11 protein-coding genes are annotated in these 11992 nt (G+C 61.8%); 4 read left to right on the forward strand and 7 right to left on the reverse strand.

Annotation, left to right across the window (positions count from 1 at the left end; genetic code table 11):
- The first annotated feature begins 1 nt into the window (after position 1).
- Together AC3WTO_RS10535 and AC3WTO_RS10540 are read left to right on the forward strand one after the other, a co-directional pair.
- Positions 2 to 1183 (forward strand): pyridoxal phosphate-dependent aminotransferase, encoded by a 1182-nt coding sequence (locus AC3WTO_RS10535; RefSeq protein WP_492460649.1) that lies wholly within the window; start codon positions 2 to 4, stop codon positions 1181 to 1183.
- Entirely contained in the window at positions 1180 to 3624 is a 2445-nt protein-coding gene (locus AC3WTO_RS10540) for a GcvT family protein (protein ID WP_492460650.1), read from the forward strand. The genes AC3WTO_RS10535 and AC3WTO_RS10540 overlap by 4 nt, the downstream gene beginning before the upstream one ends.
- A 108-nt stretch (positions 3625 to 3732) precedes the next feature.
- Here AC3WTO_RS10540 and AC3WTO_RS10545 read toward each other — a convergent pair whose 3' ends face one another.
- The 7 genes from AC3WTO_RS10545 to AC3WTO_RS10575 form a co-directional block, all read right to left on the reverse strand.
- On the reverse strand, positions 3733 to 4317 hold the full coding sequence (locus AC3WTO_RS10545; RefSeq protein WP_492460651.1) for an NAD(P)H-dependent oxidoreductase: 585 nt from the start codon (positions 4315 to 4317) through the stop codon (positions 3733 to 3735).
- Positions 4317 to 4898, reverse strand: coding sequence for an NAD(P)H-dependent oxidoreductase (locus AC3WTO_RS10550; RefSeq protein ID WP_492460652.1), 582 nt, complete (start codon positions 4896 to 4898; stop codon positions 4317 to 4319). Before AC3WTO_RS10550 ends, AC3WTO_RS10545 begins: the two co-directional genes overlap by 1 nt.
- An 8-nt stretch (positions 4899 to 4906) precedes the next feature.
- Positions 4907 to 6310: an FAD-binding oxidoreductase gene (locus tag AC3WTO_RS10555; protein WP_492460862.1), complete on the reverse strand. Its 1404-nt coding sequence runs from the start codon at positions 6308 to 6310 to the stop codon at positions 4907 to 4909.
- A complete protein-coding gene (locus AC3WTO_RS10560) occupies positions 6310 to 7626 on the reverse strand; it encodes a cytosine deaminase (RefSeq protein ID WP_492460653.1) in 1317 nt (438 codons plus the stop codon). Before AC3WTO_RS10560 ends, AC3WTO_RS10555 begins: the two co-directional genes overlap by 1 nt.
- A 79-nt stretch (positions 7627 to 7705) precedes the next feature.
- Positions 7706 to 8557 carry an ABC transporter permease gene (locus AC3WTO_RS10565; RefSeq protein WP_492460655.1) on the reverse strand — a complete coding sequence of 284 codons (852 nt, stop codon included), beginning with the start codon at positions 8555 to 8557 and terminating at the stop codon, positions 7706 to 7708.
- On the reverse strand, positions 8554 to 9366 hold the full coding sequence (locus tag AC3WTO_RS10570; RefSeq protein ID WP_492460656.1) for an ABC transporter ATP-binding protein: 813 nt from the start codon (positions 9364 to 9366) through the stop codon (positions 8554 to 8556). The genes AC3WTO_RS10565 and AC3WTO_RS10570 overlap by 4 nt, the downstream gene beginning before the upstream one ends.
- 94 nt (positions 9367 to 9460) lie before the next feature.
- Complete coding sequence (locus AC3WTO_RS10575; protein WP_492460657.1) at positions 9461 to 10468, reverse strand: ABC transporter substrate-binding protein; 1008 nt, start codon at positions 10466 to 10468, stop codon at positions 9461 to 9463.
- A 265-nt stretch (positions 10469 to 10733) separates the two neighbouring features.
- Between AC3WTO_RS10575 and AC3WTO_RS10580 the strand changes: the two genes are divergently transcribed.
- Together AC3WTO_RS10580 and AC3WTO_RS10585 are read left to right on the forward strand one after the other, a co-directional pair.
- Positions 10734 to 11117 carry a RidA family protein gene (locus AC3WTO_RS10580; protein ID WP_492460658.1) on the forward strand — a complete coding sequence of 128 codons (384 nt, stop codon included), beginning with the start codon at positions 10734 to 10736 and terminating at the stop codon, positions 11115 to 11117.
- Positions 11118 to 11181: 64 nt separating this feature from the next.
- A complete protein-coding gene (locus AC3WTO_RS10585) occupies positions 11182 to 11982 on the forward strand; it encodes a creatininase family protein (protein ID WP_492460659.1) in 801 nt (266 codons plus the stop codon).
- Positions 11983 to 11992 lie beyond the last annotated feature (10 nt).

Below are 11992 nucleotides of genomic sequence, written 5' to 3' on the forward strand. Positions count from 1 at the left end.
CATGCCGAAACCTTCGTCCCGCATTTCCGGCATCACGCCCTCAGGTAAGGACGGCTGGGAAGTGCATTTCGCCGCCTGGCAGCGTCTGGAAGCCGGCGAAGACATCATCATGCTCTCGGTCGGCGACCATGACTTCCACACGCCAGCCGAGACGGTGGAAGCCGGCATCGCCGCGTTGCGAGCCGGCCATCACCACTACACGCAATTGCCGGGTATCCCGGCACTGCGCGAAGCCATGGCGCGGATATCGACGCGGTGCACGGGCGTGGAGACGAGCCCGGACGAGGTAATCGCCACCCCCGGCGGCCAGGCATCGCTTTACGCTGCGGTACAAGGCGTGCTCGATCCCGGCGACCATGCCATCGTCGTGGCGCCCTACTATGCCACCTATCCCGGCACATTCCGCGCTGCCGGCGCCGATTTCACGGTGGTCGAGACCCGTGCCAGCGATGGCTTCCAGCCGGACGCCAAGGCGATCGAAGCCGCCCTGCGGCCAAACACGCGGGCCATGCTGATCAACACGCCCAACAACCCGACTGGCGCCGTCTATTCTAGGACGTCGCTAGAGGGCATCGCCGATATCTGCCGTCGCCACGATCTGTGGCTGCTGAGCGACGAGGTCTATTGGACACTTGGCGACGGCGAACATCTGTCGCCCCGCGCCCTGCCTGGCATGAACGAGCGCACGCTGGTCATCAACTCGATGTCGAAGAGCCACGGCATGACCGGATGGCGCCTGGGCTGGCTGACCGGGCCTCAGGAACTCGTCACCTTGCTGATCAGCCTCAACCTCGTCACCACCTACGGCCTGACCGATTTCGTCAGTCGCGCGGCCATCGAGGCGCTGAACAATGACTACGGGGTCGCGCAGATAGCGACACTCTATGCCGGACGTCGCAGGCTCTTTCTCGACGCGGTGCGCGGCATGAACGACGTCACCGTCCGCGGCTCCGAAGGCGGCATGTACGCCATGCTCGACATCAGCGCGGTCGAACCGGACGATGAAAAATTCGCCTGGGCTTTCCTCGATCGTGAGAATGTCGGTGTCATGCCGGGTTCCTCCTTCGGCGAGGCCGCGGCCGGCCATATCCGCATCAGCCTGTGCCAGCCCGAACCGATCCTGCTCGAAGCGGCCGAAAGGCTGCGCCGCTTCGTCTCCACATATCGACGTGAGGCCGCATGACCCCTCTCCCCCAGAAAGCCCGCGCCGTCATCATCGGCGGCGGCGTGTCCGGCTGCTCGGTCGCCTATCATCTGGCCAAGCTCGGCTGGACCGACATCGTGCTTCTGGAACGAAAACAGCTGACCTCGGGTACCACCTGGCATGCCGCCGGCCTGATCGGCCAGTTGCGCGCCTCGCAGAACATGACGCGGCTGGCGAAGTATTCCGCCGACCTCTACGTCAAGCTCGAGGAAGAGACCGACGTCGGCACCGGCATGCGTCAGGTCGGTTCCATCACCGTCGCCCTGACCGAGGAACGCAAGCACGAGATCTACAGGCAGGCGTCGCTCGCCCGCGCGTTTGACGTTGACGTGCGTGAGATTTCTCCACGCGAAGTCAAGGAGATGTATCCGCATCTCAACGTTTCGGACGTGGTCGGCGCCGTACATCTGCCGCTCGACGGTCAGTGCGACCCCGCCAACATCGCCATGGCTTTGGCGAAAGGCGCACGCCAGCGCGGCGCCAGGATCGTCGAAAACGTCAAGGTCACCAGGGTTCATACCAGAAACGGGCGTGTATCCGGCGTGTCCTGGGCTCAGGGCGAAGATCGGGGAACGATCGAGACCGATGTCGTCATAAACTGCGCCGGCATGTGGGCGCGCGAGCTCGGCGCCCAGAACGGTGTCACCATCCCGCTGCATGCCTGCGAACACTTCTATCTGGTCACGGAGCCGATCGCCGGGCTGACCCGCCTGCCGGTGCTGCGCGTGCCGGACGAATGCGCCTACTACAAGGAAGATGCCGGCAAGATGATGCTCGGCGCCTTCGAACCCAAGGCCAAGCCCTGGGGTATGGAAGGCATCCGCGAGGACTTCTGCTTCGACCAGTTGCCGGAAGATTTCGAGCATTTCGAGCCGATCCTCGAAATGGGCGTGAACCGCATGCCGATGCTGGGCACAGCCGGCATCCACACCTTCTTCAACGGTCCGGAAAGCTTTACGCCCGACGACCGCTACTATCTCGGCGAAGCGCCGGAGCTCGGCGGCTATTGGGTCGCGGCAGGCTACAATTCGATCGGCATCGTTTCCTCGGGCGGCGCCGGCATGGCGCTGGCACAGTGGATCAATGATGGCGAAGCGCCGTTCGATCTCTGGGAGGTCGACATCCGCCGCGCCCAGCCATTCCAGAAGAACCGCGCCTATCTGAAGGAGCGCGTCTCCGAAACCCTCGGCCTGCTTTACGCAGATCACTTCCCTTATCGCCAGATGGTGACATCCCGTGGCGTGCGCCGTTCGCCCATCCATGAACATCTGAAGGCGCGCGGTGCGGTGTTCGGCGAAGTCGCCGGCTGGGAGCGTGCCAACTGGTTCGCCAGGGACGGACAGGAACAGGAATACCGTTACTCCTGGAAACGCCAGAACTGGTTCGACAACCAGCGCGACGAACATCTGGCCGTACGCAACAATGTCGGCCTGTTCGACATGACCTCGTTTGGCAAGATCCGGATCGAGGGTTGCGATGCACTCGCCTTCCTGCAACGTCTCTGCGCCAACGATCTCGATGTCCCCCCGGGCAGGATCGTCTACACGCAGATGCTCAACCGTCGCGGCGGCATCGAAAGCGACCTGACCGTCTCGCGGCTTTCCGAGACGGCCTTCTTCGCGGTTGTCCCGGGTGCCACTCTCCAGCGCGATCTCGCCTGGATGCGTAAGCATGTGCGTGACGAATTCGTCGTCATCACCGATGTCACCTCGTCCGTATCCGTGCTCTGCCTCATGGGGCCACGCTCGCGTGAGTTGATTCAAAAAATCAGCCCGAACGATTTCTCGAATGAAAACAATCCATTCGGCACGTTTCAGGAAGTCGAGATCGGCATGGGCCTCGCCCGTGCCCATCGCGTCACCTATGTCGGCGAACTTGGCTGGGAGCTCTATGTCCCGACCGACCAGACCGCGCATGTCTTCGAGACCATCGAAGACGCCGGCAAGGATCTCGGCCTGAAACTCTGCGGCCTGCACACGCTGGATTCCTGCCGCATCGAAAAAGCCTTTCGTCATTTCGGCCATGACATCACCGACGAAGACCACGTGCTGGAAGCCGGTCTCGGCTTTGCAGTGAGGACTGCCAAGGGCGACTTCATCGGTCGCGATGCAGTGCTGGCAAAGAAGGATGCCGGACTGGAGCGCCGCCTGGTCCAGTTTCGCCTGACCGATCCGGAGCCGTTGCTGTTCCACAACGAAGCGATCGTACGCGACGGCAAGATCGTCGGAACGATCACGTCGGGCAACTATGGCCACCATCTCGGCGGCGCCATCGGCATGGGGTATGTGCCGGCAAGCGAACAGAGCGAAGCCGATATCCTCGGTTCCCGCTACGAGATCGAGATCGCCGGTGAACGCTTCGCCGCCGAAGCCTCGCTGAAGCCGATGTATGATCCGAAGGCCGAGAGGGTGCGGATGTAGTATCTTCCTTCTGCCCGTTTATGGGGAGAAGGTGATCCGAAGGACCGGATGAGGGGCAGAGCCTGCCTTGCGAGGTTCACGCCGCCCCTCACCTGCCTGCCGGCATTCTCAAAACGCCTTCAGTCTGTGCCGCACCTGCCCCAGGAAAGCCTCGCGGCTTTGTGGCGTCGAAGCGTCCATCAGATAATGCGCCACAAACAGGGTCTTGCAGCGTTTGGCGCACAAGGCGCGAATGCCGCGAAGGATCGTCTTTCGTCCCGGATGGCCGACGATGTGCGACCACCAGCGCGGCGCACCGCAGGTCGTCACCACGGCGATCTTGCGGATGTGTCCCATCAGCGGAGTGATCCGCCCCCCGGGATCGAGAGCGAAGGCAACGTCCTTGGCCCAGACACGATCCAGCCAGCCCTTCAGCATCGCCGGCAACCCGTACCACCAGGTCGGATAGACAAAGACGATCGCCTCGGCCCATTTCAGATGCGCGATGTGTTCGGCCAGCGCCGGATCCGTCGGCGCACGCTCATTGTATTCGCGCCGTTCGCCATCCCGCATCACCGGGTCGAAATTCTCGGCATAGAGATCGACAAGCCGTGCCTCGCATCCCTTGGCAGCGATGGCGTCGAGCGCGGCATCGCGCAGCGCGGCGCAGAAGCTTTCCGGTACAGGATGGCAATAGACGAGCAACACCCGCATCAGAATGTATCCATCCTGTGCGCCACCTTGACCAGGAAACGATCCCGGGACTGCGGCGTCGACAGATTCATCGAATAGTGCGCCAGATAGGCAACGGAAGCAGTTGGCTTGACGGACGCGCGCAACAGCCGCCCGATCAGCTTGCGCGGCGGGTCTCCGACCAGGAAGGCTCGCAGCCGGGAACCACCATAACTGGTCACCGCAATGACCTTGCGGATGTTGCCGAGTGTAGGCTTCACCTTGCCTTCAACCAGCCGAAACGACACGCCCGGCAGGAAGACGCGGTCAAAAAACCCTTTCAGAATAGCGGGGTAGCCGTAATTCCATACCGGAAAACACAGAACCAGCCCTTCCGCCTTGCGCAATCGCTCGACATAGCCTCGCACCGGCTCGATATTGGCCGGCACATCGTGATAGGCCATGCGCTCGGCACGGGTCAGTCGCGGGTCGAAGTCTTCGGCATACAGGTCACAATCGTCGACCTCATGCCCTTTCGCCTTGAGACGTTCGACGATCAGTGTGTGCAGCGCAGCGTTGAAGCTTGTTTCGACCGGATGCGCATAAAGGACCAGGACACGCATCGCCGCACTCAGCTCACCTTTGCCAGGCCCTTGAAGAGGAACGTCCTTCCCGAGCGGTAGTCATAGTCGGGATTCTCCCAGGCGATCATCTTGCCGGGATTGAGCAGGCCTGACGGATCGGCTTCACGCTTGAAAGCGAGCTGGACGGCGTCGGTCTGCTTCATGCCACCCTCTTCGAGCGTGTAGCGGTGCGGATTGAAGATCGGGCAGCCATTCTCCTCGAACAGCCGCACGATCTCGTCCAGCCGCTCCTCCGTGGTGAAGCGCACCAAATTGAGGCCAAAGCAGGTGATGTTGCCGTCCAGCCGCACGAACTCCAGATGCGAGAACACCTCGCCCGGAAACATCGCGTCGATCTTCTCGACCAGGGCCAGATGATCGGGGAATGGATAGAGCGATTGCAGGTAAGTGATCGCCGGATCGACACGCAGCGCGCGCAGCGTCGTGTGGTTCCATGCCAGTTCAAAGGCCGGCGGCAAGCCCTTCTTCTCTTCGTCGCTCAGGGTGGAGGCATTGAAGACAATCTCACCGCCCTCGCGTCGCGTGAACGCAAGAAATGCATCAAGTGAATGCGGGGCGACCATGACCGCGCAGATGCTTTGTCCGTCACGCAGGAATTTCTGATGCCGCTTGAAGTAGAGTTGCGGCACCGGGGCAGCGATCGGCGTTATCAGCTTGGTCAACAAACCGTCCTGGCAGGCCAGCGCGTTGCCATAACGGGCGGCGCCCATGAAGCTGTCGAAGCCGACCAGCACATCCACCCAGTCATAGGCGGCGGTGAGCGGCATCTCGACTTCGGTGATGATGCCGTTGGTGCCATAGGCGTGAGTGACCTTGTGCAGATCCTCGCCGGTCAGTTCCAGCACCCTCGGCTCGGCCTCCATGGTCACCACGCGCAAGCGGATGATGTTGCCGAAGTCACGCAGGCCGCCGAAATTGATCGAGCCGACACCACCCGACCCGCCAGCGATGAAACCGCCGATGGAAGCGGTGTTGTAGGTCGAAGGATGCAGGCGCAGTTCCTGCGCCGAATGCGCGCGCGTCGCCCGATCGATATCGGCCAGGATGGCACCGGGCTGACACACCACGCGGCCGGGCGAAATCGCGACGATCTCATTCATGTCGGCAAGGTTGAGCACCACGCCGCCGGAAAGCGGCATCGCCTGCCCGTAATTGCCGGTGCCGGTGCCACGCGGCGTCACCGGCACGCGATGCGCGAAACAGGCGGTGAGTATGCGCACCACGTCCGCTTCGGATTTCGGCGAGACGACCAGATCGCCGGTGACATGTTCGAGCTGGCGCTTGAGCACCGGGCTGTACCAGTAGAAGTCGCGGCTCTTCTGCTGGACGAGCTTTTCGTTGTCCTCGAGCTTCAGCCCTTCGAGATCCCGCTTCAGCGCCGCGATATCCATCATCCCCCCATCAATTCATCGAGCTCGGCGTAATCCGGCAAACCGGTGTCGATCATTTTGCCATGGCGGATGACAATGCGATCGGCTTCCGGGCGCGACAACAGCTCGGTCCAGTTCCGCCCCTTGAAGACGACGAAATCCGCTGCTCCACCGGGCCGCAGCACTCCCGTGTCGTCGAGCCGCATCACGTTAGCAGGTGTCTGCGCGACGGCACGGGGCCAGTCGCCGACCGGATGGTCGAGATGCAGAATGCGGGTGGCCATGCGGTAAACCTCGAGCATGTCGAGATCGCCATAGGCATAGAACGGATCCCGCGTGTTGTCGGAAGCTACCGCGACCGGAATCCCACGTGCCTTCATCTCATGCAGCAGCGTCACACCGCGCCAGCGCGGCGTGGTCTGATCATGCCGGCGGTCCTGCAGATAGAGATTGCACATCGGCAGCGACACGACGGCCATCTTGGCCCGCGCAACCTTGTCCAGCGTATCCAGCACATCGCTGTCGGGTTGGCGCGCGAGCGAACAGCAGTGGCCAACCAGGATGTTTCCCGCGAAACGATGCCGAAGCGCCGCTTCGGCGATCTTCTTCAGCGAGATCGCCTCGATTGCATCGGTCTCGTCGGCATGAAAATCGAGATCGAGGTCATGCTCGATCGCCAGCGCGAACATCCGGTCGAGCAGCTTATCGAGATCAGGAACCATATAGGTGACGGCCCCCAGGATGCCTCTCGCCGCAGCGACGCGACGCGCCAGCCCTGCGAACCAGGCCTCGTCACGCGTCTCTTCGATGCCGACGAGGCAAGCAGCCTGTAATTCGATGCGTCCCTGCCACGTCTCCCGCATGGCTTCGAACACCGGCCAGGAAATGGCATCCTGTGGCGCTGCACTGTCGAGATGGGTGCGGATGGCCTTGGTTCCATGTGCGAAGGCCGTGCGCAATGCGAAATCCATGCGCTGGGAGACATCGTTCGTGCTCCAGCGTGCGTTCCTGTCGGCATGCGTCGCACCCAGCGCGCCGGCGAACGAACCATCCGGATTGGGGCTGCGCGGCCAGATATGGCCCTTGTCGAGATGGGTGTGGCAGTCGACGAAACAAGGCAGGACGATGCGCCCCTTGAGATCGGTTGCCTCCGGCGTTGACGCCCGTTGCGGATGATGTGGAGTGATCGCGGTGATGTACCCGCCATCAACAGTGATGTCGGCACTCACAAACCCTTCTGCGTCGACGGCACCGTCGAAACCAGCGGTCAGCGAAGCATGAAGTCGGGCATTTCCAAGTGTGTAGGTTCCAGACGACGGTATCGGCAGCGTACTCAATGCACCTCCGCGTCCGCCACGACCCGGTCACTGAGCGTGAACGGGGCGCAGCCTCGGCACTTGTATGAAACCACCGCCATCATGCCTCCTGCTTCAACGCGCTTTCGTGCCAGCGGCGCAGAACAAGATGCGACAGCAGGGACAGCGCGAGAAAAATGACGATGCCGGTCAGAGAAATCAGGATAAGCGCCGCGAACAGCCGTGGCGCGTTCAAACGATAACCCGCCTCGATGATGCGCGATGCGAGCCCAGAAGCCTGGCCGGACGTACCAGCGACGAACTCCGCCACAACCGCACCGATCAACGACAGGCCGCCGGCGATCTTCAGACCGCCAAGGAAGTAAGGCATGGCCGCCGGCAGGCGCAGGTGCCAGAGTTCCTGCCAGCGTGTGGCGCCGTTCAGACGAAACAGGTCACGCAGGTTGCGATCGACGGAATTCAGCCCAAGCGTCGTATTGGAGAGGATCGGAAAGAAGGCGACGATCCAGGCGCACAGCAGAAGCTTGGCGGTCTGGTTGTCGACATAGATGTTGATCAGCGGAAAGATCGCCACGATCGGCGTCACCTGCAGGATGACGGCGAAGGGGAAGAACGACATCTCCACCCATTTCGATTGGGCAAACAGCACTGCCAGCCCGACCCCGCCGACAATCGCCAGCGCGAGGCTGAGGAACGTGATCTTGAGGGTGACGAGCAGCGAGGAAAACAGCAGCGGCGCGTCGTCCTGAAGGGTCTGCAAGACCACGCCTGGTCTGGGCAGGATGTATTTCGGGATGTCGTTCCACACGCAGATGCGGTCCCAGAACCAGACCGCCAGCACCATGATGGCAAGCGGCAGCACCCAGGAGCCGACCTTCTCCAGCCGCTGCTGGCGAACACGCCGCGCTTCTTCCGGATCGAGCACGACCGACCGGTTCTCGATCGCGGTCATGGTCGCGCCTCCGCCTTGGCGTCCATGGCCGCGCTCAGCTCGTCCGACGTCCGCCGGCACAGCTCCGCATAGGTTGATGAGGTGCGGAATGCTTCGTCACGCGGATAAGGCGCATCGACGACCATGTCACGGAACACCCGTCCTGGCTTGGCCGCCATCACGACGATGCGGCTGGACAGGAAGACGCTTTCGAACACGCTGTGGGTGACGAAGACGGCAGTGAATCGCTCCTGTTGCCACAATTCCAGCAGGTCGTTGTTGAGCTTGAAACGCGTGATCTCGTCCAGTGCCGCAAACGGCTCGTCCATCAGCAGAACGCGCGGCTTGGTGACCATGGCGCGCGCGATGGAGACACGCATCTTCATGCCGCCGGAGAGTTCCCTCGGCACGGCATCGGCGAAGTTTTCCAGATGCACGCGCGCCAGCATCTCCATCACCGCCGGCGTGGCTTTCAGGCGCGACACGCCGCGCAGGCGCAGCGGCAGCCAGACATTGTCGAACACGCTTGCCCAGGGCAGCAGTGTCGGCTCCTGGAAAACGAAGCCGACACAGTCGTCCCCCAGAGCCTTGCGCCACTCAAGATGGCCGGAGGTCGGCGTGGAAAGCCTGGCAATCAGCCTGAGCGCAGTCGACTTGCCGCAGCCCGAAGGACCAAGCAGGCTGACGAAATCGCCCTCACGAATGGCCAGATTGACGTCGTCCAGGGCCATTACGCCGTTGGAGAACACCTTGCCCACGCCTTTGAAGGAAAGCAGCGGCACGTCACCGCGCTGCCAGCTATCATCCCTGTCGGCGACCTTCTGCAACATCAATGCCTTTCCGCGGATAAGCAGCTGTTTCTTCCGCTTTCCTCGCGAGAAAAGGACGGACCTGCGCTTGCCGCGCGACTTGCCGGAACTGCGCTCACTTCTTCAGATCGAGACCGACGCCCTTGTTCACGAACTGCAGCGTGTAGCCTTTCTTGATGTCGATGCCGGCCGGCAGCACCTTCGCCTTGACCATCTTGTCGTAGAAGCTCTGCATGCGCTCGTCGGTCATGGCGCCGATGCCAAGCTTTTCGGTGTCGCCAGAATCGACGATGCCGTACTTCTTCATCATCTCGATGGAGAACGCGATCTGCTCGTCTGTAATGTCGGGGTTGTCTTTCTTGATCGCTTCGTTGGCAGCCTTGTTGTCACCGTAGAGGTAATTGTACCAACCCTTGGCCGAACCATCGACGAAGCACTGAACAACTTCCGGCCGCTTGTCGATCGTCGTCTGCATGGCCTCGATCGTGGTGGCGTAGGTGTTGAAGCCATAGTCTGCGAGCAGGAAAAGGTTGGGCTGGAAACCGCCCTCCTTGGCCACGGCATGCGGCTCGGAAGTGACATAGCCCTGTTGAATAGACTTCTTGTTGGCGATGAAGGCGGCCGGATTGAAGGTGTAAGGCACGCGCTTGGCAGCATCGAAGCCGAACTCCGACACCATCCAGAGGAAGAAGCTTTGCGCCCCCTCGTCACCGATGATGTATTGCTCGGCCTTCGGCAGGTCCTCCCATTTGTCCAGGCCTTCGCCGGGATGCGCCATGATGACCTGCGGCTCTTTCTGGAAAGTGGCCGCGACGACGCGCAGCGGAATGCCCTGATGCACCGCATCGAATGCCTGCAGCATGTTGCCGCCCATGTAGAAATCGATCTTGCCGGCCATCAGCAGCGGCCGTCCGCTGCCCTGAGGGCCGCCTTGCTGGATGGTGACGTCGAGACCGCAGGCCGCGTAGGAGCCGTCGGCGACGGCCTGATAGTAACCGCCATGCTCCGCCTGGGCGAGCCAGTTGGTGGCGAACGTCACCTTTTCATTCGCTGTCGCAGCAGATGTCCAGCCACCAAGCAGCGCCGCAGCCGCCACGGTGGCGGTAACCAGGATCTTCTTCATCGATTTTCTCTCCCCTTCGCTCGCACGCAACACCGCGTCATGCCGATCGACAAAGCAAAGGCCGTGCCACAACGCCCGCCGCGCAATTCCGGAAGAGCATTGTGTTGGGTGTTCCCTGCCCTGCAGCTTCAGGCATCATCGTGCCCACTTTCCGGGCAACTGTCCATGAATAGTTCATGATGAAAGTAATACTGTCATCGCTTATGCAGCGCTTGAATCGTAACTGCATGCCGGCCTAGTTTCGCAGCCGTGAATGGAGACCGCGATGTTCCGATACCTGATGCCGAAATCGATCAAGCCACCCTTTGCCCGGTACAGCCACGGCGTCGAGGTTCCTGCCGGCAAACGGCTTATCCTGTGCGCTGGCCAGGTCGCAATCACCGCCGAGGACCACATCCCCGAAGGGGCCGAGGAACAGGCCGAGCTCTGCTTTAGGAACATCGCGGCGGTCCTGGCCGAGGCCGGCCTCGGCTTGAAGGATGTCGTGCGCATCAACGCCTATGTCACCGACCGTGCCTATCTCAAGCCATACATGGCTGTGCGCGACCGCACCTTCAGCGACCCGGCGCCGGCCTCCACGCTGATGATCGTCGGCGGCTTCGCCCGGCCGGAATTCAAGGTCGAGGTGGAAGTGATCGCTGCCGGTTGAGCGCTCCACACACTTGTGCTGCAGTATGAAGCCCGAATGGAATGCACACGATCCGGAGACTGATGTGACGACGAAAAGACGCGTGTGGTGGGGTGACTTCCGCACCACCGAATATGCTTCGATAAACCCCGAAGCAACGATCGCGGTTCTGCCGGTGGCGGCGATCGAGCAGCATGGCCCGCATCTGCCGGTGTCCACCGACACAAGCATCATGAACGGTATGCTGGAAACAGTGATCGCGCGCCTGCCATCAGATTTCGACATCCGCATCCTGCCCGTTCAGGCAGTCGGCAAGTCCAATGAACACGTGCATGCGCCGGGAACACTCACCTTGCCGCCTGCAACGCTGATCGATGCATGGACAGAGCTTGGCCTCTCCATCGCACGCGCTGGCGTGAAGAAACTCATCGTCGTCAACTCGCATGGCGGCAATGAGGAGATCATGGGCATCGTCACGCGCGAGTTGCGCGTGCGCGAAAACATGCTTGCGGTGAAGACGAGCTGGCAGCGCTTCGGTCGCCCCGCCGGCATGTATACGGACCTCGAAGATCGCCATGGCATCCACGGCGGCGATGTCGAGACGTCACTGATGCTGCATTTCCGCCCTGACCTGGTCGACATGGCAAAGGCGGAGAACTTCGTCTCCAACGTCGCCAAGGCTGAGAAGGCGTTTTCGCTGCTGCGCCAGACCGGCACCCACGCTTATGCCTGGATAGCCCGCGACCTGAACCCGCACGGCGTGGTGGGTGACGCTTCGATTGCCACCGCGGAAAAAGGCCGGCTGACTGCCGAGCACCAGGCCGATGGTTTCATCACCTTGCTGAAAGACGTGCGCGCGGCGAAGCTGAGCGATTGGGTGCTGTAAGCTGCTTCCA

It is taken from the genome of Mesorhizobium sp. EU05-FHT14A09 (assembly GCF_058790995.1).

Bases quoted from the DNA above. Each gene is read 5' to 3' on its own strand.
- AC3WTO_RS10540 (WP_492460650.1), top strand. From the start codon at position 1,180: ATGACCCCTCTCCCCCAGAAAGCCCGCGCCGTCATCATCGGCGGCGGC.
- AC3WTO_RS10545 (WP_492460651.1), bottom strand. From the start codon at position 4,317: ATGCGGGTGTTGCTCGTCTATTGCCATCCTGTACCGGAAAGCTTCTGC.
- AC3WTO_RS10535 (WP_492460649.1), top strand. From the start codon at position 2: ATGCCGAAACCTTCGTCCCGCATTTCCGGCATCACGCCCTCAGGTAAG.
- AC3WTO_RS10580 (WP_492460658.1), top strand. From the start codon at position 10,734: ATGTTCCGATACCTGATGCCGAAATCGATCAAGCCACCCTTTGCCCGG.
- AC3WTO_RS10575 (WP_492460657.1), bottom strand. From the start codon at position 10,468: ATGAAGAAGATCCTGGTTACCGCCACCGTGGCGGCTGCGGCGCTGCTT.
- AC3WTO_RS10555 (WP_492460862.1), bottom strand. From the start codon at position 6,310: ATGGATATCGCGGCGCTGAAGCGGGATCTCGAAGGGCTGAAGCTCGAG.
- AC3WTO_RS10550 (WP_492460652.1), bottom strand. From the start codon at position 4,898: ATGCGTGTCCTGGTCCTTTATGCGCATCCGGTCGAAACAAGCTTCAAC.
- AC3WTO_RS10565 (WP_492460655.1), bottom strand. From the start codon at position 8,557: ATGACCGCGATCGAGAACCGGTCGGTCGTGCTCGATCCGGAAGAAGCG.
- AC3WTO_RS10570 (WP_492460656.1), bottom strand. From the start codon at position 9,366: ATGTTGCAGAAGGTCGCCGACAGGGATGATAGCTGGCAGCGCGGTGAC.